This is a genomic window from Vibrio sp. Y176 (assembly GCF_033438945.1).
Genome location: NZ_JAWOQS010000001.1, coordinates 947792 through 973003 on the forward strand (window position 1 = coordinate 947792; position 25212 = coordinate 973003).

18 protein-coding genes and 3 tRNA genes are annotated in these 25212 nt (G+C 41.9%); 7 read left to right on the plus strand and 14 right to left on the minus strand.

Going from position 1 to position 25212, the window contains the following annotated elements:
* Positions 1-287 precede the first annotated feature (287 nt).
* Positions 288-1619, plus strand: a complete 1332-nt coding sequence (locus R7O13_RS04215; protein ID WP_005376060.1) for an anaerobic C4-dicarboxylate transporter — start codon at positions 288-290, stop codon at positions 1617-1619.
* Positions 1620-1704: 85 nt separating this feature from the next.
* Here the strand turns inward: R7O13_RS04215 and R7O13_RS04220 are convergent, their stop codons facing one another.
* Positions 1705-2193 (minus strand): NYN domain-containing protein, encoded by a 489-nt coding sequence (locus tag R7O13_RS04220; RefSeq protein WP_005376059.1) that lies wholly within the window; start codon positions 2191-2193, stop codon positions 1705-1707.
* Positions 2194-2312: 119 nt separating this feature from the next.
* Here R7O13_RS04220 and R7O13_RS04225 point away from each other — a divergent pair, with 119 nt between their 5' ends.
* Positions 2313-2753: a DUF4174 domain-containing protein gene (locus R7O13_RS04225; protein WP_017820187.1), complete on the plus strand. Its 441-nt coding sequence runs from the start codon at positions 2313-2315 to the stop codon at positions 2751-2753.
* A 16-nt stretch (positions 2754-2769) separates the two neighbouring features.
* Here the strand turns inward: R7O13_RS04225 and cobA are convergent, their stop codons facing one another.
* The 4 genes from cobA to nirB form a co-directional block, all read right to left on the minus strand.
* Positions 2770-3528: a uroporphyrinogen-III C-methyltransferase gene (gene cobA, locus R7O13_RS04230; protein WP_136976402.1), complete on the minus strand. Its 759-nt coding sequence runs from the start codon at positions 3526-3528 to the stop codon at positions 2770-2772.
* 206 nt (positions 3529-3734) lie between these two features.
* Positions 3735-4583 (minus strand): formate/nitrite transporter family protein, encoded by an 849-nt coding sequence (locus R7O13_RS04235; RefSeq protein ID WP_005387971.1) that lies wholly within the window; start codon positions 4581-4583, stop codon positions 3735-3737.
* Positions 4584-4778: 195 nt separating this feature from the next.
* Positions 4779-5102 carry a nitrite reductase small subunit NirD gene (gene nirD / locus R7O13_RS04240; protein WP_005387969.1) on the minus strand — a complete coding sequence of 108 codons (324 nt, stop codon included), beginning with the start codon at positions 5100-5102 and terminating at the stop codon, positions 4779-4781.
* Between the two features lie 13 nt (positions 5103-5115).
* Positions 5116-7680 (minus strand): nitrite reductase large subunit NirB, encoded by a 2565-nt coding sequence (nirB, locus tag R7O13_RS04245; RefSeq protein ID WP_213898302.1) that lies wholly within the window; start codon positions 7678-7680, stop codon positions 5116-5118.
* A 527-nt stretch (positions 7681-8207) separates the two neighbouring features.
* Between nirB and rnk the strand changes: the two genes are divergently transcribed.
* Positions 8208-8615, plus strand: a complete 408-nt coding sequence (rnk, locus tag R7O13_RS04250; protein WP_005376048.1) for a nucleoside diphosphate kinase regulator — start codon at positions 8208-8210, stop codon at positions 8613-8615.
* A gap of 612 nt (positions 8616-9227) precedes the next feature.
* Complete coding sequence (locus R7O13_RS04255) at positions 9228-10433, plus strand: hypothetical protein (RefSeq protein WP_225495853.1); 1206 nt, start codon at positions 9228-9230, stop codon at positions 10431-10433.
* A 70-nt stretch (positions 10434-10503) separates the two neighbouring features.
* Here R7O13_RS04255 and R7O13_RS04260 read toward each other — a convergent pair whose 3' ends face one another.
* The 3 genes from R7O13_RS04260 to R7O13_RS04270 form a co-directional block, all read right to left on the minus strand.
* Complete coding sequence (locus R7O13_RS04260; RefSeq protein ID WP_225495851.1) at positions 10504-12168, minus strand: Ig-like domain-containing protein; 1665 nt, start codon at positions 12166-12168, stop codon at positions 10504-10506.
* 948 nt (positions 12169-13116) lie between these two features.
* A tRNA-Cys gene (locus R7O13_RS04265) sits at positions 13117-13190 on the minus strand.
* Between the two features lie 36 nt (positions 13191-13226).
* Positions 13227-13313: transfer RNA gene (locus R7O13_RS04270), tRNA-Leu, on the minus strand.
* Between the two features lie 692 nt (positions 13314-14005).
* Between R7O13_RS04270 and R7O13_RS04275 the strand changes: the two genes are divergently transcribed.
* Positions 14006-16255, plus strand: a complete 2250-nt coding sequence (locus R7O13_RS04275; protein ID WP_005389917.1) for a hypothetical protein — start codon at positions 14006-14008, stop codon at positions 16253-16255.
* 108 nt (positions 16256-16363) lie between these two features.
* Here R7O13_RS04275 and R7O13_RS04280 read toward each other — a convergent pair whose 3' ends face one another.
* The 3 genes from R7O13_RS04280 to R7O13_RS04290 form a co-directional block, all read right to left on the minus strand.
* Positions 16364-18175: an Ig-like domain-containing protein gene (locus tag R7O13_RS04280; protein ID WP_318303081.1), complete on the minus strand. Its 1812-nt coding sequence runs from the start codon at positions 18173-18175 to the stop codon at positions 16364-16366.
* 120 nt (positions 18176-18295) lie between these two features.
* Positions 18296-19051, minus strand: a complete 756-nt coding sequence (locus tag R7O13_RS04285; RefSeq protein ID WP_318303082.1) for a hypothetical protein — start codon at positions 19049-19051, stop codon at positions 18296-18298.
* A gap of 790 nt (positions 19052-19841) precedes the next feature.
* Entirely contained in the window at positions 19842-20630 is a 789-nt protein-coding gene (locus R7O13_RS04290; protein WP_182018499.1) for a DsbA family protein, read from the minus strand.
* A 422-nt stretch (positions 20631-21052) separates the two neighbouring features.
* On the opposite strand from R7O13_RS04290, the gene R7O13_RS04295 reads away from it, so the two are divergent.
* Together R7O13_RS04295 and R7O13_RS04300 are read left to right on the plus strand one after the other, a co-directional pair.
* Positions 21053-21988 carry a CHAD domain-containing protein gene (locus R7O13_RS04295; protein WP_239932671.1) on the plus strand — a complete coding sequence of 312 codons (936 nt, stop codon included), beginning with the start codon at positions 21053-21055 and terminating at the stop codon, positions 21986-21988.
* 69 nt (positions 21989-22057) lie between these two features.
* Positions 22058-22846, plus strand: a complete 789-nt coding sequence (locus R7O13_RS04300) for a lipase family protein (RefSeq protein ID WP_005375991.1) — start codon at positions 22058-22060, stop codon at positions 22844-22846.
* Between the two features lie 74 nt (positions 22847-22920).
* Here the strand turns inward: R7O13_RS04300 and R7O13_RS04305 are convergent, their stop codons facing one another.
* The 3 genes from R7O13_RS04305 to R7O13_RS04315 all read right to left on the minus strand — a co-directional run bounded on the left by R7O13_RS04305 (position 22921) and on the right by R7O13_RS04315 (position 25209).
* Positions 22921-23175, minus strand: coding sequence for a hypothetical protein (locus R7O13_RS04305; protein WP_005375990.1), 255 nt, complete (start codon positions 23173-23175; stop codon positions 22921-22923).
* A 130-nt stretch (positions 23176-23305) separates the two neighbouring features.
* On the minus strand, positions 23306-24829 hold the full coding sequence (gene amyS / locus R7O13_RS04310) for an alpha-amylase (protein WP_238843902.1): 1524 nt from the start codon (positions 24827-24829) through the stop codon (positions 23306-23308).
* Positions 24830-25135: 306 nt separating this feature from the next.
* Positions 25136-25209 (minus strand) — tRNA-Cys (locus tag R7O13_RS04315).
* Between the last annotated feature and the right edge of the window lie 3 nt (positions 25210-25212).

Sequence of the window (25212 nt, forward strand, 5' to 3'; positions counted from 1 at the left end):
CTGTGAAGCTGTAAGGTCTGGTTACGTATGCGATGAATAGCAACAAACTCTTAAACCTCTTCGCATTTAACGCTCACATGATCGCAAAAATACACAGCATAAAAACACCCTGATAAAACTGTGTTAACAGTTTCCCTGTGTAGCGTGAGTTATTGCCAATAATTGAATATTGCTGTTTCTTATCCAGCGGATTGTGAACAACATGAAGTATTTTCTTTCTGAATATCGAGACAATACAAAGAGGTAATTTGGCTATGTAGCCCTCTGTTTTGAATAAGGAAATCCACATGTTGTATCTTGAGTTTCTATTTTTGCTCGTGATGCTGTATATCGGCTCACGTTATGGTGGTATAGGCCTTGGGGTCGTATCCGGAATTGGCTTGGTGATTGAAGTCTTCATCTTTAAGATGCCGCCAACCTCTCCTCCTGTCACCGTTATGCTGATCATTTTAGCGGTGGTAACATGTGCTTCCATTCTTGAAGCCGCTGGCGGTTTGAAATACATGCTGCAAGTTGCCGAGCGTGTGCTTCGTAAGAACCCAAAACGCGTCACCCTTATTGCTCCGTTCGTGACTTACTTTATGACCTTCCTACTTGGTACAGGTCACGCGGTTTACTCTATCATGCCAATCATTGGCGACGTTGCGCTTAAAAATGGCATTCGTCCAGAGCGTCCTATGGCTGCCGCTTCTGTCGCCTCTCAAATCGCAATCACAGCCTCGCCAATTTCAGCAGCAGTGGTTTACTACTTGGCGCAACTCTCCGACATTCAACACGAGATCACTCTGCTCTCAATTCTGCTCGTTACCGTACCTGCAACGCTATTCGGTACGTTGTTGATGTCACTTTACAGCCTAAAGCGTGGTAAAGAGCTAGACGACGATGAAGAATACCAAGAGCGTTTGAAAGATCCTGTGTGGAGAGAAAAAATCCTCAACACAACTGCAACGTCTCTTGATGAAGTACTACCAACAAGTGCTCGTAACTCTGTATTGCTGTTCATTGCTTCTATCTTGGTTATCGTCGTTATCGCGATGTGGCCAGACATTCGTACCATCGTAGATGGCTCGAAGCCAATCAGCATGGCAGTTGTGATTCAAATGATGATGCTCTGCTTCGGCGGTATCATTTTGCTTGCGACCAAAACTGACCCGCGTGACGTACCAAATGGGGTGGTATTTAAATCTGGTATGGTGGCGGCGATTGCTATCTTCGGTATTGCATGGATGTCAGATACCTACTTCCAGTACGCTATGCCTCAATTTAAATCTGGCATCGTTGAGATGGTAACCAACTATCCTTGGACATTCGCGCTTGCGTTATTCATTGTGTCGGTTGTGGTGAACTCTCAAGCTGCAACGGCTCGCATGATGCTGCCTGTTGGTCTCGGCTTAGGTTTGGAACCTGCGCTGCTTATCGGCTTGATGCCAGCGGTATACGGCTACTTCTTTATTCCAAACTACCCTTCAGATATCGCGACTGTGAACTTCGATACCTCGGGCACAACTAAGATTGGTAAGTGGTACTTCAACCACTCATTCATGTCTGTGGGCTTAATCGGCGTGATTGGTGCGTGTTGCTTGGGTTACTTGCTAGGGCAAATGATCATTCCTTCGTAATTAGCCAAATCAACGATAAATTAGAGGCGAGTCATTGTACGTTTCGTACAGCCTGAGTGACTCGCCTTTCTTTATTGCACTATTACTACAGCAAGAAATCGTCATCAATCGCGACAAAATTGTCGGCACAATCAATCAGAGTTTGGGATGTTAGCTTAGGTACACCATAAACGGTCACCGTGTTATTGAAGCGCTGCTGAATTCTCTCTACTAGCAGACTAAAGTCTCCATCTCCCGAAACTAGAATCACTTCCTCAACTTCGGGAGCAATTTCAATTGCATCGAGAGTAATACCCACATCCCAATCGCCTTTCGAGCTACCATCACGACGCTGGATGTAGGGTTTAAGCATCACCTCAAAGCCAACACCCCGAAGAATATGGTGGAACTGACGTTGCTTGGGATCATTGCTCGCAATAGCATAAGCACGAGCACTTACCACCTCTTTCCCTTGTGTGGCAACATACCAAAACTGGTTGTAATCAAAATTGCTTCGATACGCTTCGCGACAGGTGTAATACACATTCTGTACATCAACCAAAATGGCGATTTTTTGTTTGCTTTCCGAACTCATCTATTTCTACGCTCAATTTATTTGCTGCCTACCCTATGCCAGTTTTGGAAAAAGCACAATGAGCCAATTCCACTAAACTTAACGTATAAAAAGTTATTTGGGTTTCTAGGGGAACTGTCATGGGCGGAAAGTTACTAGTGATACTGCTTTCTTGTATCTTGTCATCGACAGCATTTGGTTATCCAGCGCACTCCAAATACTGGCCACATAGAAGTGTGCTCTACTTTGCGCCAGAAAATGATGAATACGTCAAACAATTCTTGCTAGAAACACTTATGAATGAGTGTGAGTTGGAAGACAGAGATGTCGTCACACTGGTCATTACAGAACAAGGTTATACTTTTCCTGCTTGGCTTAAAGAAGAGTTCGACCTAAAAATGCTAGCTCGTCTTTATGCGGTCGAAAAAGGTTCTCATACTGCTATTTTGCTTGGTAAAGATGGTCTAGAAAAGCACCGTTGGGGCGCAGAAACAGACTGGCCGTTTATCAACAACCTCATTGATCAAATGCCTATGCGTAAGCAAGAAATGCAGAGGCAACAAAGCCCCTGTAAAATATAGTCACTTCTGGGCAGTATTACTTTGCGAACCAATCCAATTTGTTGTGCAGCTGAGTAACGCTACCAACCACAATCAATGCTGGGCTCACAGCTTGCTCTGCCATGCTCGATAACTCGTTCAACTTTCCTTGGAACACGCGCTGCTCCGGGCGCGTACCGTTTTCAATAATGGCGCATGACATCTCAGGATCTAAGCCGTGAATGATCAGCTTATCCATAATGTGGCCGCTTTGCTTCAAACCCATGTAGAACACAAGCGTGTTGTTGGATTGCGCCAGTGAATGCCACTCAATCTCACGACCATCTTTTTGTACGTGACCAGTGATGAATTGAACGCTTTGCGCATGGTCGCGGTGTGTTAATGGAATACCAGCATAAGCCGTTGCACCTGCTGCTGCTGTGATACCCGGAACCACTTCGTATTTGATACCAAATTCCGCTAGTTCTTCTAACTCTTCACCGCCACGGCCAAAGATAAATGAGTCACCGCCCTTCAGACGCACAACACGCTTACCTTCTTGTGCTTTCTGCACCAAGATTTGGTTGATTTGATCTTGAGGCACACAGTGAAAGTCTAATTTTTTACCTACGTAGATCATCTCTGCTGATGCATGAGCCAATTCTAGAATGTCTTTCGACACCAAACGGTCGTATACAACAACTTCAGCCGCTTGAATGGCTTTTAAGCCTTTTACTGTGAGCAAATCAGGATCACCTGGACCTGCACCAACAAGAGAAACAAAGCCGCTGTTTAAAGATGAGTGAGCAGTAGTCATATCAACGCCTATCGAAAAATTTAGATATAAAGAGTAACACTCGTGTTATGCACTTAGGGCTAAAACCACTCTAAGGAGTTATTACTTTTTATAGCTAAATCAATAAAATATGTCGCGAAAGTGAAAGTTAAAAATTGAAATCTAGTTAGAGAATAGTCCCGCCCATCCAGAAGCGGGACCATATTAAGCGAATTACCCGTTAATGGTTATTTAGCCATTGCAGGTTGCGCTTTTACTTCTTCTTCAGCATTGATAGAAGGCGCAGTTTTAGCGTGAGTTAGGTACAGTGGAATACAAGTCATTACTAGACCACCAACAATGTTACCTAGGATGGTTGGGATAAGGTTGAAGTTCAACCAAGTCGCGATACCAAAATCCGCACCTAGAATCATACCTAGTGGGAATAGGAACATGTTTACTACTGTGTGCTCGAATACTAGAGCGAAGAAGATGAAGATTGGGAACCACATCATTGCTACGCGACCAGATACTGAACGTGCTGTCATGTTGCCGATAACGCCTAGACATACCATTAGGTTACAGAAGATGCCGCGTACGAAACACGTGATCCATCCGTCCATACCCATGTTTTCAAAACCAAGGCTACGCGCGGTAGAAACAGCCACAAATTTCTTCGCTACTGCGTTCAGTTCTAGAGAGAAGTTACCTGTTAGAGAGATAGCCACTAGGTAAGCAACGATCAGAGAACCGATAAGGTTACCCAATCCTACAAGACCCCAACAACGGAAGATACGACCCCAAGTGATGCCCGGACGGTTAGCAAACTTAGCCAGAGGCGCTAGACCAAAAACACCGGTTACTAGGTCATACCCCATCACACTTAGAATTACGAAACCAACGGGGAAAACAAGTGCTCCTACAAGACCGATACCCGTTTGTACAATCGCGGTAATAGCAACCACCACCGCAAGCGAAAGAATAACGCCAGCCATCGTACCGCGAAGCAGAAGGTCTCGCGTGCTTGTATTGGTTTTCGCTTCACCAACATTGATCATGGTTTGCACGAATTCTGCAGGCTTAAAATCAGTAGACATGAATGTGTCCTTATCCAAAATTGAAAGTTAAAAAGTTAAAGATTGAATAGAGAAAGGCTTCCCGTTGACACCTGAACGCTGTCTACAACACCTCGCTTCCCTGTTCCCCTGAGATGATACTTGGAAAGCCTTTGTCTATTGAATCTAGGTTTCAGTTCATTCCCTCCCCCTAAGAGGAGGGAATGAAAACCAAGCTTACGCAGAGATTTCTACTTCGCCGTTGGTTACGCGGGTTTTGTACGCTTTCACGCTAAAACGCTCGTCTTCCATGCACGCACCTGTTGTCAGGTTAAAGCGTTGCTTCTTAAGTGGGCTAGCCACCCAAAGCTCGCCTTGGTGCTCACAGATCAAACCGCGAGAAAGCACGTTTGATTGGAAGAACGGGTCTGTGTTGCTGATCGCCAGCACTTCTTCTGCTTGTGTTGGGCGGAATACCGCAACTTGCTGACCATCAACCAGTGCACAAACACCTGTGCCCGGTACGATGTCGCTGATTTGGCAAATCTTTTCAAATGACATAATCAACCTTCCCTTATGCTTCAGTGATCGCTACGTGTAGGATGTCGCCTTTCGCTTCAGGATGTTTTTCCGTGAAGGTTGCAGGGCGGTGCTGTTCACGCTCTTGTACAAACACAACGTTTTCATCGCGCTTGTCAGAGTTGATGAAGTGCGCGAAACGAGTCAGTTGTGATTCGTCGTTGATGGTCGCAGTCCACTCACACTCGTACTCGTCTACAAGCTTCGCTACATCAGCTTCTAGTTGAGTGTTGATGCCAAGTTTGTCTTCAACAATCACTTCGCGTAGGTAGTCAACGCCACCTTCCATGTTTTCCATCCAAACTGATGTGCGTTGTAGTGGCGCAGCAGTACGGATGTAGAACATCATGAAGCGGTCGATGTACTTGATTAGTGTTTCTTTATCTAGGTCACTTGCAAGTAGGTCTGCGTGACGAGGTTTCATACCACCGTTACCACATACGTACATGTTCCAACCTGCGTCAGTCGCGATAATACCAAGGTCTTTACCTTGTGCTTCCGCACACTCACGAGTACAGCCAGAAACACCGAACTTCATCTTATGAGGGGTACGAATGCCTTTGTAACGGTTCTCGATGTAAGAACCCAGACCAACAGAATCTTGAACGCCGTAACGACACCACGTTGAGCCAACACAGGTCTTCGCCATACGAAGGGCTTTTGCGTACGCCTGACCTGTTTCGAAACCAGCGTCGATAAGCTTGCGCCAGATCTCTGGAAGATCGTCTTTTTGAGCACCAAACAGACCAATACGTTGAGCGCCAGTGACTTTGGTGTATAGGTTGTATTCTGCCGCAACGTTCGCTAGCGCACCCAGTGCTTGAGGTGTTACTTCACCACCCGCCATACGTGGAATAACAGAGTAAGTACCGTCTTTTTGGATGTTACCTAGGAAGTTATCGTTCGTGTCGTGCAGCTTAACCAGTTGTGGCTTAAGAATGTGCTCACCCCAGCAAGAAGCCAAGATAGAACCAGCCAGTGGTTTACAAACTTCACAGCCGTAACCTTTACCGTATTTCTCTAGAAGCTCATCAAACGTTTTGATCTCTTCAATACGGATTAGGTGGAACAGCTCTTGGCGTGAGTATGCAAAGTGCTCACACACGTCGTTCTTCACTTCGATACCAGATTTAGCAAGCTCAGCATTTAGAACAGACGTAACTAGAGGAATACAACCACCACAGCCTGTACCTGCGCCAGTCACTGCTTTGATGTCACCCAATGTATGGTGACCATCAGCAACTGCTTGTGCGATCTTGCCTTTTGTCACGTCGAAACATGAACAGATCACTGCGCTTTCTGGTAGAGCGTCTGCACCTAATGCTGGTTTCTCAGCGCCTGCGTGAGCAGGAAGGATCAACGCATCTGGGTGTTCTGGTAGGTCGATTTCGTTCAGCATAAGTTGAAGCAGGTCGCCGTAGTCAGAGGTGTCGCCAACCATAACCGCGCCAAGCAGTTTCTTGTTGTCTTTAGAAACGATAAGACGTTTGTAAACTTCTTGTTCTTCGTTCTGGTAAACGTAACTCTTACAGCCTTCAGTACGACCGTTCGCGTCACCGATTGAACCTACTTTTACACCTAGAAGTTTCAGCTTCGCAGACATGTCAGCGCCTTCGAATTTGCTTTCTGTGTTACCTAGTAGGTGATCAACGGCAACTGTCGCCATCTTGTAGCCAGGAGCAACAAGGCCGTAGAACATTTCGTTCCAAGAAGCACATTCACCAATCGCGTAGATGTTCTCATCAGAAGTCTGACAATGGTCGTTGATAGCAACACCGCCACGAGGTGCCACTTCTAGCTCCATTTGGCGTGCTAGTTTGTCTTGTGGACGAATACCTGCAGAGAATACGATGAAGTCTGTTTCTAGTTCTGAACCGTCAGCAAAACGCATAACGTTGCGTGCGTTTGTGCCTTCTGGCGCAATCTCAAGCGTATTTTTGCTGGTGTGAACGTTCACGCCCATACGCTCGATCTTTTGACGAAGCTGGTTACCACCAGCCAGGTCAAGTTGCTCAGCCATTAGTTTTGGCGCGAACTCAACAACGTGCGTTTCTACACCCAGTGCTTTCAGTGCGCCTGCTGCTTCAAGGCCTAGCAGACCACCACCGACAACAACGCCTGATTTGCTCTTCTTCGCACACGCTTCGATCGCTTTAAGATCTTCGATAGTACGGTAAACAAAACAGTCTTTGCTTTCGTGACCTTTGATAGGTGGAACAAATGGGAATGAGCCAGTAGCAAGAATCAGCTTGTCGTATTGAACTTCACGGCCAGTGCTTGAGTAAACAATGCGGTTTTCACGGTTGATGTTAATCGCGCGTTCGCCGATCAGCATGTTAATACCGTGTTTCTCGTAGAAGCCTTCTTTTACTAAAGAAAGTTCATCTGCAGTATGGTGAGAAAAGTAAGAGGAAAGGTGCACACGGTCGTATGCGACACGAGGTTCTTCACAGAAAACCGTAATGTCTATATTAGACATATCAGCTTTCTCGACTAAGTCTTCAATATAACGGTGCCCTACCATACCGTTACCGATGACTACTAGCTTCAACTTGCTCATTATAATTCCTAAGGGTTAGGTTCTTATCACTGAGCTCATTGTTAATTGTGAAAGAAAATTAATACATGATGTAAATCAATTACAATTTCAAACTACCCTAAAGGGGTAGATGAACGTATTTATCTGACTATTGCGAAATAAAAAGTAATTTATTAACGGATATTGGTAGTTTTAACAAACTGAGATAACCGAAGCCATGCTAGCAACGGACTATACCGTTTTGCTTTTATGAAGTTAGGCTGACCATCGAAACCGAGCACACCTACGATAAATCCTGTTTTGCTTCTAAACGACGCACTCACTTGACTTCACCGTTTCAAGGTGATCAGAGAACAATATCTGAAGTGATTGAAAGATTTAGAAAAATCAAGCTTCACAACAAAAATTTTTTACTAGCTAAGTCGCACTATAAAGACTAAAATCAGGTTTAGTTCATATGGAATAGCGTCCATATGATTGATACCGTAATTGACATATAGAGTGCCGTCCCATTTTTGTGAGGCGGCCTTTTATTTGGGAGTCATAAAATGTCAGAAAACAATTCTATCTACATCTCAAGCTTAGATATGAACCGAATCACGGCTTTGTTGGATAAAATGCCAAACATCGCAGCGGAGCTTGTGGAATTAGAAGCAGAGCTCGACCGAGCAACAGTTCTTGAGCCAGAACAAATGCCAGATAACGTGGTCACGATGAACTCGACTGTAGAGTTTAAATTTTCAGGTGAAGATAGAACCATGACAAAGACACTGGTTTACCCTTCTGAACTGAAAAGCAGTGATGATATCTCTATTTTTGCGCCCGTAGGCAGCGCACTGATCGGTTTGTCTGTTGGTCAAAAACTTGAATGGCCAATGCCAAATAATCAAGTGAAGACAATTGAAATTGTCGATATCACCTACCAGCCTGAGCGTTGTGGTGCACTAAACCGCTAACCCTCAGTAGTCCCGGTGCAAAGGCCTCCATTTAAGACTTTGCACCAGGAGAGTTATCCACCTTGAAAAACACTCTAAAGCCCCCTTCAAACCAACTAAAATTTCGACCTATCATGTACACTGTCATCTACCTCTCTATTAGACTCACCATACTTTGCAACTCAGTAGCGCATACGAATTCCGGGCCCAACCGACTAAAGCTATTCACTTTGTGAATTGTGGCAGTGGAGATTAAGGGAGCCATAACCCTCATGTGTAACACTGCTGAACACTGTGTAACATTGCTGTGGACATTTTTACTTCGAACTTAAATCTTCCCAATCATAGAGTTAACTGAAATCAAAAATACGCCTGCATAAAACTGTAAAAAGCGCTGACACAATTTTATCATCAAAAATCACAAAAATAATGCAAATACAAATAGTTATCTAATGGCATGCTCTGTGCTTTTATTTTCACCCGAAGTTGACGTTCCACAACAAATAACAAACTAACAACGAGTTTTGGTAAGCAGTACCCCCCAGGCTCAACGGAGGTTTTATGGAAAGCAATATTAATTCATGTTGGATCACAAACGTATTGAGTTGTGCCAACATAACCAAGGCAAAACTATTGGCTTTATTACTAGTTGTTCTAAGCTTTGTTTTAAGCACGCAAAATGCGTTAGCTAACGACCCTGGTGAACCTACAGACAATGGGGTACACCCTATGTTTGTAGAGGGCAATCCAACTTGTTCGGATCTTATGGGCAATGTTGAAGGGCTCGTGGAGTATCGCATAGATGGAGATCAATTGGGCGATGGTGTGCTCGGCGATGGGGAATTAAGCGTTACTATCGATGTTCAACCAGATAAGACATTTGATTGGTCAAGCAGCGGAGGTATTGTCCACTCTATCTTTGTTAAAGGCGGACCAAATGGTAATTTCTACGAATATTATAGTGACGGTGGTGTAATAACTTATTCCGACGGAAACTTACACTCTCCCGTTAATCCTAAAAATGGTAACTACTACGGTCTGAGCCATGTGTCATTCTGTTACACACCAGGAGAACCAGAAATTACTCTTGTTAAAGAATGTACATTTGGCGAAGTTGTTGGTGGTGATTCATTGCGATTCAATTACAAGTTAACCGTAACAAACTCAGGAACCGTGCCGCTATACGATATTGTCGTCACTGATGATACCGCAGAAGATATAGATGGTTTAGGTAGCCACACAACCAATATAGGTATGCTCGATCTGGACGACTCACAGGTTATTAATGGCAGTTTTGTTATTAACCAGAATGGTATCCTGAACCATGCTAGTGCTAAAGCTGCAACTGAAGTAGGTGGCGAAGTGGCAACTCAAGACACGGCAAGTTGGGATTGTCCTGAACAAAACCTTATCGGTTCATTATCACTTGAAAAAGATTGTGACGTGCTCGTAGTGCTTAACGACTATGGACATTACGGACTACAAGTGAATTACAGTGGTGAAGTCTGTAACACATCCGAAGTAACCATAAATAACGTATTTGTGACTGACGATAAAGACGCTGATCCTCAATTTATCGGTACCTTAACCCCTATGGGAACTATAGGGGCATGTGCTCCATATTCAGGTAGCTACGTTCCTGTTCCAGGAGAAGACGAATTGGGTGAAGGTACTCCGGGATTTTATGTAGGTGCCTTTAAAGATATGGTAACTGCAACGGGTGTTCCTGTGTTTGGCGATCTAGCACCAGTTATGCCTGCTGAGGCAGAATGTACCTTGTGTCCTCAATGTGTAGATCTCGAGATGTGCCCTGCGCCCGCATCGGACCTTAACCTATAAAATGCGTTTCTAATTATTAGAAATAGGAAAATGCCTGACTCAAAGAGTCAGGCATTTTTATGTGATTCTGCTACTTGTTTTTTCCTTTACCTGGCTTGCTGTTATCACCACCATCCGACTGTAGCTTTATCAACACATCGGCCGTTGAGCGACTATTACCATCGCTAATGGTATAACTAAAGCTATCATTATTCTTGAACCTTCGGCTTGGTGTGTAGCGCAAAGAACCATCTGACAATAGTTCGACACTGCCTTTATTAGGCTCTGTAAATGAGACGACTGAGGCCGAAGCTTGCGCATCAATAATATCGTTTACCAACACATCTATTAGAACAGACTTTTTTTCATTCAAGATAACGGTATCATCAACAGCAGCCAGTTCAGGCTTTGTCAATTCATCTGCCATCACAGCATACATTACTGATGTTGCAGCATCATAAGATAGATCAGCTGAGTGCTGAGTTTGAATAGATAGTGAGTAATTTTTTGCTTCAGTTTCTGTTGCTGAGGTCACAACGACTACTGCTTGTCCGGACTCACCAGAAGCCAGTGTTAACTGATTGTCACTAGCTTGCCAACCAATCGGTACCACGGTATTGATATTAAAGGTAGAAGTTCCGCAATCTATAGAGTCATTGTTTGTTATGCTCACCTGATACTGCACATCTTCACCTGCCAGAACTGAGTTTTTCGTAATCGCTTGAGCCGTTATACTCGGTGCGTTAATAGTGCAGTTACCCATGCCACCACCAGGCTCAGAACCACTTAGCGTTACCGTCACCTCAGCCTGAGTACCATTTGCGCTATTTAAGTTGATCGTCGCTCCAGAAAGCGGATCAGTATAACTATCACCAACTGGCATGGCTGGATCGTACCAGTCGTTTGAGCCAGTAATGGCATAATATTCAGAGCCCATTTTAAAATGAAGCAGATTGCTACTGCGTTCATCACCTTCTAGTGCTGAGCGAATGACAATGCCGTCCGTTACATCGCCACGATAAAAAATGTAAGAGCGTGCATCTAAAAAACTGTCGTAGCCAACTGATTGGCGATACTCAATATAAAACCAGCTTTTCTTCCCCGTAGTCGGATCAATACCACGTGGTACCTTGATGGTTACAGGAGCGCTACTTTGTGTTTCGTAGTTTGCAATTACATAAGTGCCACTTTGAGTAACTTCAATTGTTTTAGCAGCATGACTACCTTCTAACCAACCTAGCTGCTCTCTCTGGAAAGTATTGATATAACCATTAGAGCCCCCCATCACATCATAGCTGTCACCATATTCACGTCTTGTACAGTGATCTGAGATAGGTTGGTCACCACAGTCAAGTGCACCCGAGTGACGCATTCCAAGATTATGTCCCAATTCATGAGCAATGTTCATTGCGGAAAAGTTGCCATTAATCCAAGCTCGTGACGGCTTACCCTGCATCGTCGCTGAGCCAGCAATGCTGCACGCCGTTTTCGTCATCATATAAACGATACGATCATACTGGCCCAAGTCTATACCTGATGAAATAGCTTTCTGATCTGCCGCTTCGCGCACGGCGCTTAAGTCACATATCTGGTTTGAAACAGGCAGTGTATACCAACCCACAACTTGACCAGAAAACCAAGTCTGGCCAAAAGAATTCTCGCGATAAAAATCATCCACAGTATCAAATACTAAATGATTTGCTTCGGCCTTGCTCAACGGTTGCTCATTCGGGTTCTCTTTGAAATTCAGCAACATAACTAGTGTATTTTGTTGTCCCGTCGTATTTGCTGTTGCATTGGCGTAGTGGGTACTCTGTAGAAAAGATAATATTACCAATAAAAATGACAACCCTTTATTTAGAGTTTTTCTATTTATTTTAATATTTTTTATCACTGCTTCACCTAATTTAGAATAGTAAATAATTCATTTTTCAATGAAAATACATAATGTAAATAATATAAAATTTAGACAATAAAATGTCCTAGCCTACTAATCCAGGCATGTCCTCATTTAACATGAATATGTTCATAAATGAATAATAAACAAAAATATATTCGCGAGAATCATAACAAAACAAGTGGTCAAAATTCAACCACAAAGACGAACAACTTAAATAAAGAGCATAAACAAAAAATTTATCTTACCTATCAAATATTTAATTGAATATAAAAACAATTTTATATAAACAACATTTATATTATAAAATAAATTTAGCAATTAAGTTTAACCGCAAAAATTAATTCTTTAAATATCAGTAGAATAGAGGCGAAAACCAAAATAAATAAAATACACAACAAAAGTTATAAGCTTTAAAGTCATTAACTTAATAACGGCACATAATGTTAATATTATTCATCATTCCCTGAACCACACTAACTCATTCTATTGTTAAATTTAAGTCAAATAAAAACAATGAAACATCACAATACTCACCTATACTCATATTTATTAAAAGGTTAAACCGAAGTACAGAGCACACTAATAAATCAAGAAAAATACATTTAAAAGGAGATAAATATCAAAATTAAATTCAGTATTAGACTAAGTTAACTATAATTATATAGAGAGAAATATAACTTAGTTAGATATAATAATTAATTTAGGTCTGTAGTTTATACACAACTACTATTTAGATATGTATTGGAATGGTTTGAAATGCCAAATATAAAAAAACCGGCTATAAGCCGGTTTTTTTATAAATATTGGAGGCGCCTCCCGGAGTCGAACCGAGGTCCACGGATTTGCAATCCGCTGCATAGCCACTCTGCCAAGGCGCCTTTCTAATATTGTATCTCTGTCACCAAAGATTTTGATGGTGCCCCGGGCCGGACTTGAACCGGCACAGCGCGAACGCCGAGGGATTTTAAATCCCTTGTGTCTACCAATTCCACCACCAAGGCAACGCAATCATGCGATGGGTTAGACACCATCTGTCTCATCGACCTTTGCCGTGAGAACGAGGCGTACTTTAACGGATTAATTTATTAGGTCAACAATAAATTTTATCTTTTTGATTCATATGGTTAAGAAACAGTCCGAAAGAGTAAATAACCTTCAAATTGTAGATCTATTATCCTAATTATATCCATGTAGCTTCTCAGAATAATCCTTTCGATAAACATCTAATTGGCCATCCTTCCACCAGATTCTTAAATAACAGTATTCCGTATTTATTCAGCATACCCTTTAGCATCGAATACCGACAAAGTGTTCACTTGTAAACTAGAAACACATACTAAAGGTATGTTCTTCTGCCTCCTTGTAACTTATTGATATTAAATTTAATTCTCGTTTTCTGTCTTCCATGCGAATGCGAACAAGTTAACACTCTGTTCACAATGTGTATTTTAAAGACACTTGTCAAAAAACAAAAACAATAAAAATCAAACAGTTAAGCTTGGTTTGATTTTTGCTCTCTTATGGTCACCGACAACCGCTCCAAAAGCACAGTTTCTAGTTATCCACTTTGGAGTAATTGTCTTAGGACTAGGGGCACAGCAGTTCGTGTACTCAATGATGCCGAAGTCCAGTGTTGGCATCATTGGGTATTCACATCGCCCTTTTATCAACTTTCAAGAAGAAAAGAAGGTAGATGATGGAACATTTAATAAATAGCCGACATAAAAGGCTGCTTAGCGCCATGTTAATAGGTGCCGCGGCATTTTATGGGCAAACCGCATTCGCGCAAGACCCTGGTATACAAAGTATTTGTATGGAGGATCAATATGGTAAGAATTTGAATTGTACCGCTAATGATATCAATATCGCAGAAGCTACAAATATCGAAGTTACTGCAATCGGTGGTAATCCGGTAGACCCAGGAACGACGGTCTGTGTAGCTCAACAAACCGTAACGTTTACCGCTGACTTTGAAGTTGTATCAACTGCAAGTGATCGTTATGACATCGGACTTTACTTCCAGAACGAAGGAGGACCGAATGCACTTAATGGTAGCTGTAACATCTATACTTTGAGCGATGAATACTCTCAGAACGCGAACGACACCGATGGTGACGCTTGTTTTGACGTACAACAAGCACAAGTCGTTATCCATTCTGCCGAGGTAACCACGCTGTGTGAAGATACTGACGGAGATGGTCAACTCAACCTACCAAACTGTGTTAGCTGGCGCCAACCTGGTAAAAATGAAGTCTGTGAAGATGGTAATGATGCCTACCCTGGCGCTCCATCAAAATGTAATTGTGACGACAATTACAACATTCCAATTTTTATTCAACCAGATCCACCCGTTTCCACCAAATCGGTTAATAAAATGGCGGGAACAGAACCTGGCGACGAATTTATCTACACAATTAAAATCGTCCCAGCTGAAAGTACTGGTAACAGCGTTTTCGTGACTAAAATCGAAGATGAAATATCCTCTAGCACTAACTCTGATTCACAAACATTCTTGCTAAACAGTGTAGGTGGCGGTAATGATATTGGCATGACGAAAGGTCACTACACATTAATGTCAAGTGAGCTAGCCAACGCTTGTGAAAACATCGTGCTTCCTTATGAGATTCCGCCAGAAGCGGTTGGTTTAGAGTGTACATTCAAAATTGCTATTAGTGACGACGACTTACCAGATATCCCTACTGACGAATCGTTTGAAAACTATGTTCGTTCCACTATCGTCGATGAATATGACGAACCTGTCGGAGACAACACTTGTACCGTCGCGAGTACCGCTGGTACGCCAAATCCAAACTGTAGTAATGAGATCATCGTAAAACTCACGAATGTATCTCCTGAAATTTCTGTTACTAAATCAGCTAATCCAACAACCGTTGTCGAAAGTCTTGCTGGTGAACCTGTCGAATACACTGTTGTTATCACCAACAATTCGTCGGTTGACGAGGTAGAGATCACATCTATAACAGATGACCAATACAACATCGCAACTGAAGCAGCAACGTGCTTGGGAGCAATGCTTGGAATCGGTGAGTCTTGTCAATTTAGCTATACACGAAATGTTGCAGGTAATGTGGGTGATCCTGCATTTGTGAACAACGTTACTGCTATCGCTTTTGATAACGAAAACGACTCGGATGAAGACTCTGGTCAAGCGAGTGTGTCCTTTAGTAACAGCCCTGGTGCTATTGATTTGGTCAAAACTCCTAACGCTTTAGACGAGCCACCATATTCTGTAACCGAGTCTGGTGATAATGTAGACTTCACGTTTACTATTACCAATACGTCCCCTGTAGACAGTATCACTCTCACAGAAATGACGGATGACAAACTTGGTGTGTTATTCGATGCAGGAAGCTTCCAAGGCAATTGTAACTTCTATGGTGATATCTTAGCTCCTGGAGAAAGTCGATTCTGTACTGTTACGACTTTCCTATCGGGTGAACCAGACATGCCACATATGAACACAGCGGAAGTAACAGGTGAAACCGATGATTTCATTCCTGAAATCGTCACAGATACCGATAACGGTAAAGTTGCATTTATCAATGAACCAGCTGATATCAACTTGAATTTCGCTCTGTCATTAACATTGAGCCTTAACATTGAGAACGCCTCTAGCTATGAAGCGGTTAATTTAAATGCTCTTAGTATTGCGGGCACTCCAATAGAAGCTGGTCAAGGTAATACACATTACTTGATTACCGCAAGTAATTGTCCAGTTGCGTTCCCATTCTCTATCGCAGCGAACGGTAGCATGAACTGTACATTTAGTGTTGATTTGCTCACACCGGATGCTTCTGTAGATAACCTATTTAGGTCTGCAGGCTCTGGAGGCTTATTGGTAATCTCAGTAGCAGATGAAGATGGTGGGCCAGCAGTAGAGCCAGTGATTGTTGTCAACGCACAAGCCGTATTGGCGCCCTAACTAATGATGATGAGGTAAATAAAGTTATCGGCTTACCTTAGTTAAAAAAGGTGCAATGATTTAACACATTGCACCTTTTAATCTTACTGAGCCTTGTTTACAGAAAAATTATTTTCTACCCTTTCCTTTATTGGTATTAGAGCCTGAAGTGCTCGCCATACTAATATACACTAGCGCTGACGCAGTAAGATCGCCATCACTGATGGTATAACTGAAACTATCACTTCCTTTAAAGTTCTTAGCTGGCGTATATATTAACTGACCATCTGACGTCATTCGTACCGCTCCTTTCGAACTCTGAGTTACAGATGTTATCGTTAGTTTATCCCCTTCAGGATCGCTATCATTTGCGAGCACATTAATACTTACTGAGTCTTTTGAACTTACTTCCACTCGATCTGTCTGGGCAACTGGTGCGCTATTCACCTGGACTGGAACTGAGATTCCGAAGCTCACCTTTTTGCTAATATTCAGGCTCGTATCTGCTGAATGCTGAGCGTTAATGGCGATATCGTATGTTCCATCTGTTGCTTCTGCGCTTGACGTAACATTCATTGTGAATGATTGAGTTTCACTAGGGCTCAAAGTAATACCACCGCTATTAGCAGTCCACCCACTTGGTACACTCGCTGATAGGGTAAATGTACTCGAATCACAAGTTGCACTATCTTGGTTGGTCAGAGTTGCTGTGTAACTAGCAGTACTGCCCGGTTCAAACTCCCCCGTTTGATTTGCAGATAACACCAACAAAGGCGTTCCACGTGAACAGACGTCCACTGGCATTTTGATAACAAAATTTGCTTCTGTATTTGTGTAGTAATCAGTATCAATACTGTTTATTACGCTAAATAGCATCGAGTAACTACCATCCGTCGCCGTTAAGTCAGAAGTCACATCAATGACCACACTCTCACTGTCTCCTGGCGCTAAACTTAGCTTAGATGAGGTGGCACTCCACCCACTTGGTACCGAAGCTTCAACGTCAAACTCTGAGGTATCGCAACCTTCTGCGTCATTATTAGTGACTGTAACACTATAACCGAGCGTGCTCCCCGACTCCGCTATGGTATTTTGGCTAGGAGAAACGGCAACAGTGGGAGCATTTTTATGGCATGTTGGCTGCGTAAAGCTGATATGGACACTTGCTCCGGTATTGTCGGCCCACTCGGTGGTAATGGTTAACCCAGCCTCTATATCTGTATAACTTTTTCCAACAGCCAAAGCAGAATCGTTCCAGTCAGTTATTTGGCTAGCCGGGGTTAAATCAATAAGTTGGCTACTGTTCATATCGGACTCTGTACTTAGGCGCATTGTTACACCAGACGTAAGATCCGAATAACTCGCAAGATAGCTGTCAAAACCTTTAGGCTGCCGATACTCTAGGTAGTACCAAAGTTTCTTTCCTGTTGAAGAGTCCACACCTCGCTGAATCTTTATTGCTTTGGCTTCCCCCTCAGGAACGGACTCATAAGGCTCAAGTATGTAACTACCATCAGAATTTACTTCAATAATTTTACCTGCAATTGATGATGGCTCAGAAGAAAACCACCCTAGACTGTCTTTGTTGAAAGCACTGAAATGTCCGGTAAAGCCCGGAGCTCCCATGATCTCCAAACTATCACCGTATTCAACTGTGTAACAATCACCACTAATCACCTCAACACCACATTCAAGCTTTTTCGCATGATGCAATCCAAGGTTATGGCCAAGTTCGTGGGCTACAGTTCTTAGTGTCATAGAACCATTGATCCAAGTTCTCGACGGTGTCCCACCCACTGTACCTTTTCCTGTCCACCCACAATCAGCAATTTTAGGAAAAACGAAAACCACTCGATCATAGGTATCGATGTCTACGCTGTCAGCTGTAGCAGCTTCTTTAGCCGCAGTATAAATTTGCGCAGTATTACATACTGAGTTCATAGGCAGCGTGTAATAGCCTAGAACGTCTCCAGTAAACCATGTCTGATTATTTGAATTTTCTTTATAGAAATCATTCACCGAGCCAAATACTAGATCAGTTACTTCTTCAACAGTCCATGGTTATTGTACATCATCCAGAAAATTCACTAACATCACTAGTGTCGACTGTTCACCTAAAGTATTGGACAAAGTGAAAGGTGAAGTACTGGTTGATGCGGCATCTGTATCTCCATCAGCCAATACAAGAAGACCTTGCTGAGACTCTTCCAAAACTAACGCGTTTTGATCATCAAACTTCCAACCGCTAGCGCGAACTTTAGCACCAGATGGAATTGGGTTGATTTGTGATTTAGAAGAACCATAAACCTCAACAGAGCCCTCAGAGGTTTGCAGTACATATCGAAGACGGCTCTTGCTGTGATCTTCATAATCTTCATAGAAAACCTCCAGTTCGCCTTCTAGCGTTTGCTCCTGCTCTAACAAAGCTTGCACTTTTTCAGGCATACCTTTGCGAGCTTTTGCAGTCAGAGCAACCTGCGCTACCGTGCTAGGGTCTGACTGAAACAACTCGGAAATTAATACTTGACGATCGTGAGCAAGAGAAATCATTTGCTCTAAATAGTGATGTTTGTTTTTCGCCGATGCACCATGATAATTAATCATCGTCTGCTTTAGCACGCTAGTATTATCTTGAGCCTGCTGGCGCTTCTCCTTGGCAGTAGGTGAAACCGATTTTTCTTGTTGAATCAAATGCTCATGCGGGATGTCTTGTGACTGCGCCGTCGCGTTGAATGTCAGAGATAAGAGGCTGATAAGAGCCGTTGTTGAAAGTTTAAATGTATTGGAAGTAACAATATTAAAATGGGTATTAAACATACTTAATTTCTTATGTGGTTTTATCTTTGGTTCTAATTTTTCACACAGCATAAGTCCGAAATCATGTCGAACGATTGATGATTAGCGAGCGAAAAAAAAATAACTAGCCTAAACGTATAAATTTAATTTAATTTCAAACGCTTATAAACGTTAAAATCAATAAAATAAGCTATAATTAAAACCAAAAGACATCTAATAATTATTCAATAAAAGGCATTGCCTTTTAAACAATCAAAAAGCAAAATAAAAATCATAAATTAGTTATTTACTATTTAAGTTAAACTTGCGTTAGTCACACAAGATAAATCATTTATTCGTATGCAATTAATTTACCTCTTTTTCTTCAGTATTTAAGCATAGGTTGGTTTTTGTGGGTAAAATCCTACAAACACGGCGATTAAATTTCAACCAAAAAAAATTAATTTTCATCACAATATCAAACATTATTATTCAAATCATGAATATATAAGAAAATTTATCTTACAAGTAAACTCTCACCACTAATATGAGCCCAGACTAATATTAATTTAATATTTTTATATAATTCAAAAATTACTATATGAAAAATAAGAACTTTATTTTAAACAACAAAAAACTAACACAAACAAAACAACTATTAATAATCGATGATTTAATAAAAAAATATGCATGCCGTTTCAATTCACCACAACATCTATAAATCTCGACACTTAATATCAAATATCGAGAGATAATCTCTAAATCAACAAATTAGTTTAGATAAAATAAAAGGCAACTAACATTAGTTGCCTTTTATTCAATATGAAAATCATTATTCTTTTTTATCACTATTTGATAACCCCTCTAATAGTGATTCAAACACCGCATAGCCCTGTGCACCTACCACGATTTGCGGTTCTACAAGTTGATCATTTTCTACCCGACCAATTAAAAAAGTTGGTGTGCCGCGAATACCTAAGGATTTTCCTAGCGTCATATCTTGCTCAATCTTGTCAGCAACAGATTGATCTTCCATACATTTATTGAACTCTTCAATGTTTAAAGATAAGTCTATCGCTGCTTTTTGATAGAACTCCTCCCCTAAATCTTTAGCGTTGTTAAACAGCATTTCTCGCATAGTCCAATAGGAGTTTTGCTTAAGACTACATGCAGCCGCGATCGCAGCCCCCTTGGCTTTGGCATGAAAACTTAAAGGAAAATCTCGCGCAATATATTGCACCTTTCCGTTATCGATATAATTTTCCTTTATCTGTTTAAAAGCATTATCCGTAAATCGCTTACAATAAGGACATTGAAAGTCAGAAAATTCAACGATAGCAATTTTTGCTTCTTTATTCCCAAGAATTGGAAGTGTACCACCTTCGGAAAAGTTAAGTTGGTTTGGCAAAGTCGGAGGTTCTTTTTTCGGTGGATTAAATGCTAAGTCTTTAATTTCTTTAACTTCATTTTGTATCTCCCCCATTTCTTTTGTTAATTCACTTATCTCTTCCTTTAACAACTCAACTTCTAATTTTAGATTATCATTATCATCTGACTGACAACCGGTTAAAAATTGCAGTAGCACTAATGGTATGATGAATCTTACTGTTTGTATAAACATCTCACGTCCTCAATATGAAACAGAACAAATATAAAGATTTAACTTTACTTTTCTCTATCAAAAGATTTGCTGAGGCGTCAATGGTGAAATAATCCTATAAATGAATATCTAACATAGAAACTATCAGTGATAACAACAAGCTACAAGGTACCACCGAATTCAAAAACTAATAAATTATAAATGACCATTCACACTCCGATAAGACAGCAATTTCTTTCGAGTTGATAAAAAGTATTGTAAAAGAGTAATTATAAGTCAATGAAGTCACAAAGATTATGACGCCATTTTAAATAATTTAGAATGGAGAGAATAAATGTTATTTAATAAATAGTTATTGTTTTAAGCTCAAATTTATATAAGCCACTATTAGTCGTACAAAAAATCAGCCTCTACACTAAGTTTAAGCTTTTTGGAGGACAATCATGACCATTCATAAGAAACCATCATTTCACTTACCCTTACATGCCGACTCCGAACTCGACTTCGTAGTGCCCTACTTCTTCCTTAGTGAATTTGATTATGCACGCTCTCTGGAGCTGGGAATCATCGAAGACTTGGATCCTGAATATACTCACCAGTATCGCGTCACACTGAGGCGCATACGCTCACTATGCTTACTACTTCGCGAACTGCTCCCTCCTTTTGAACAGCGTATTTTGAAACCTCATTTAAAAATAATGATGAAGAAAACAAATAAGCTGCGTGATTTGGACGTATTTATCTTGGGCAAAAAACAATACATTGAAATGCTCCCAAACCACAAATCGTCTCTTGAGCAGCTTTTTGGCTTTATCGAAGCCGAACGTGCTTACGAACAGGCAAGAGTTACGCGTTGGCTAGCTACAAAAGAATACACAACGCACTGCACTTTGGTCAGGAATAGTCTGCTGCGAAGTACGCAACACGAACGAGTGGATAGCAACGTACCTGCGTTACTCTTCGCAAGCCAAAAAATCTCCGATCAATTTAAAAAAGTTGATAAAGCACGACGCAAGATCTCGGACAAAAGTCGTGACAGCGTGATTCATTCGATGCGGATAAAGTGCAAAGCGCTTCGTTATTTGTTAGAAGGATTTTCCACGCTCTATCCTTCCCAACAGCACAAAAACAACGTGAAACAACTAAAACTATTGCAAGACAAGCTCGGTGACTTTAACGACACTTCAAGTCAAATTGAATTTTTCGCACAACTCAAAGAAACAGCAAATCTTGATAAACAAGATCGTAAGGCTTTGAAAAAGCTAATTAACGTGCTTAGCGAACATCATGCACTCTCTCGCCAAACCATCTTGACGCATTTAAGCCAGTTTGAGTCTTTCATTCGCGATACCAATACACAGAATCTCTACCGACCCTAAATCAAGGTTCACGTATTTTTAATATTCATTAATTACAGTCAACCGTTAGGCTCCACTAAGAAAGTTAACGTGAAACCATTAAAACGATACCAATACGAGCGCTATGCGGTGCTTTGTAATCTCGCCTACCCTCGCGTCTTCAGGCAAACTCAATACGGGTTCGATCCTAATGGGCAACGAGTCATTAGAAATGAACACGGTAAGATTATGATTCGCGTGCTCTGGAGTAAAAAACAGAGTGAGGTGGTCGTAGTGATTAAAGGCTCACACAGTATCAGTGATTGGTTGTTGAACTTCGCGATGTGGACGAGAAGCTGTCGAAGGTTGGGACTAAACTATCGCATTCACGCGGGTTTCTATCATCTGTTGTTCCAAGAAAGTTTACCGAGCCGGAATGAAGATCGGTTAGGGTTGACCGTGATCGAACGCCTCGAAGGTATCGTTGTACCACTTATTCTCAGGGGAAAAAGAATCACTATTACTGGCCACTCTTCAGGTGGCGCGATTGGCAGTGTTTTTGCTGACTATATTGAGAAAAAATACCCCAAAAGCATTAAACGCGTGGTCACTTTCGGACAGCCCGCTGTCGGGGATTGGACGTTTAAGAAACGCTACCGTTTGGGGCACAAAACATACAGGATTTGTTGCGACATCGACATCGTGACCTTTATGCCGCCCGTACCTTTTTTGTATTGGCATGTAGGCAAAATGCTATGGTTATATAACGGGAGAATATACGAGAACACCCCAACGCTCATACGGCTTGGGCGCTCCTTATTTAGTTGGTTAATGCGACCGTTCTCTTATCACTTTATGAGTAAATACATTCGCGACAAAGACTTTTTTGATGAACGCTGAGTTAAACATCCGAAAGGTATGACGTACAGACACGAAAAAGCCGGACTTCGCCGGCTTTACGATTAAGTGGTGATCTACAGAGAGGCAATTTCTTTTTCAAGTTGATATTTGTTATCTGTGACAATTCGCTCTAACACTTCAACACGTCGCTTCAAGTCACCAATTTGCTTGTTAAGGTTATCTTGTTCTTCTCGGCTCATCGTATTACGTTCAGATATCTCCAACGCTCTTACTTCTTTACGATGGTTCAAGATTAACTTTATTATCCCGCCCCCAAATATGGCACCGAACACAATAGCCACAACCAATACATCAGCAATAGATTCCATTCTTTATCTTCCTCTAGATTATGCTCAAATATAAGTTACTCATTTGTCGAATGAATATCAAATAACACATTGATTCATTGAAAAGTTTTATTAAGAATTGCCTACTCTGTATCAAAATCACAGGAATGGATTATTCAACGCCAACCCAAACCGAGACAGATCCGCCGTTTACTGGGAACTCAGCCCAACCATTCGCATCAGTCCAAATGTCTTCAGTTCGGATACCCAACTTGTCTACGTAGCGAGCACTTGGTTTACCCGTATACATCCACTTCGAGCCGCCTGGTCCATCGCTCATGATCACGGCCATTGAATGTGGATGCTCTGCATCACCTTCTCGAGTCCAACCAATTACGTCCCAGTGGTCGAGATAAGAATGTTGTTTGCCATACGCATAATCTTTACGCAGTGTTACTAGCTCTTCAATGTAAGGCACTTTGACCATATTGATGTCATGCCCTTTATCACTGTACTGCGCGCCGTAGTAATCTGCATAAAACACGGATGGATAACCTTCTTCACGCAATAAGATAAACGCGTAAGCGAGCGGCTTGAACCACCAATCAACGGTTGATTCCAACGCCTGCAAAGGCTGAGTGTCATGGTTTTCTACTAAGGTAACCGCTTTGACTGGATTGTCCTTCATCAGCGTACCATCCATGATTTGACGCATATCGTAGCTACCACCCGATTTAGACGCATTATAAAAGTTCATATGTAACGGTGCATCAAACAAAGACATGCTGCCAGAGGTTTTGGTGATAAAGTTATGCAGCTGATTCACATCGTAGTTCCAGTACTCTCCGACCGTGAATAGTTCTTTCCCTGTTTTCCAACGTAGGTGATCAATCCATTCTTGCAGGTATTGATATTTGATGTGCTTCACCGCGTCCATTCTAAACCCATCAACACCAGTCATGTTGATATACCACTCACCCCAGTCTTTAAGTTCTTTCTTAACTTCAGGGTGATCCATGTCTAGATCAGCGTACATAAGGTAATCGTAGTTGCCTTTTTCCGAGCTCACTTCCCAATCCCATGCCTTACCCTCACCTTTGAATTTGAAGATAGCTTTTTCTTCGCCAGCATCGTCCCAGTCCACGCCATCAAAGTGGTACCACGTCCAATGAAAGTTTGAGTACTTGTCGTTGCGCCCAGGGAAATCAAACTCTACCCACGCTTCAATCCATTTATCACCAAGTTCAATATTTCGGTTGTTCCAATCTACTCGCTTGGTATCAACCCAAGACTTTCCATCCGCACCACCGCGATGGTTGAACACCACATCGCCATAAATCTGGATATTGTTTTTATGGGCAGCATTGATGGCGCTTAGGTACTGATCTTTGGTGCCATACTTGGTGCGCACCGAACCTTTTTGATCAAACTCTCCCAAATCGTACATATCATAAACGCCATAACCGACGTCGTTGCTACCACCAGCACCTTTATAGGCGGGCGGCAACCATAACGCAGTAAAGCCGTTGTCAGATAGTGCCGAAGCGTTGTTTTCAACTTGTGTCCAGAGTGCACCGTCATTTGGCACATACCAATGGAAATACTGCATCATGGTGCCATTTTGTGCCGCCATTACAGGCGAACTGAGCAGCAAAGTTAAGGGTAAAAGTGTAGGTTTAAGGTTGAATGTTTTCATTATTTTTCTCTCACGTTAAGGACTAGAATCCTCCTTTCTGCATATACGCACCAAGCGATACTAACTATGACGCTAGCTAGGTTGCTGCCTGTAATACAAAAAGTTCGGATTACAATCGAAGAGAAACTATCACCAATCACACTATACAATTATTGAGTTGTCTAACATTTATAAAATCAATGATTAGCGCGTTAAAAATATTGAATGGTGATCAAAACATGGGAGACTTTAGGAAAGCGCGAAGGGTTACGAAAAGGCGGACTAAAAACGAAAAAGCCAGTCATTTAAGACTGGCTTTCGAAATAGTGGAGGCGCCTCCCGGAGTCGAACCGAGGTCCACGGATTTGCAATCCGCTGCATAGCCACTCTGCCAAGGCGCCTTT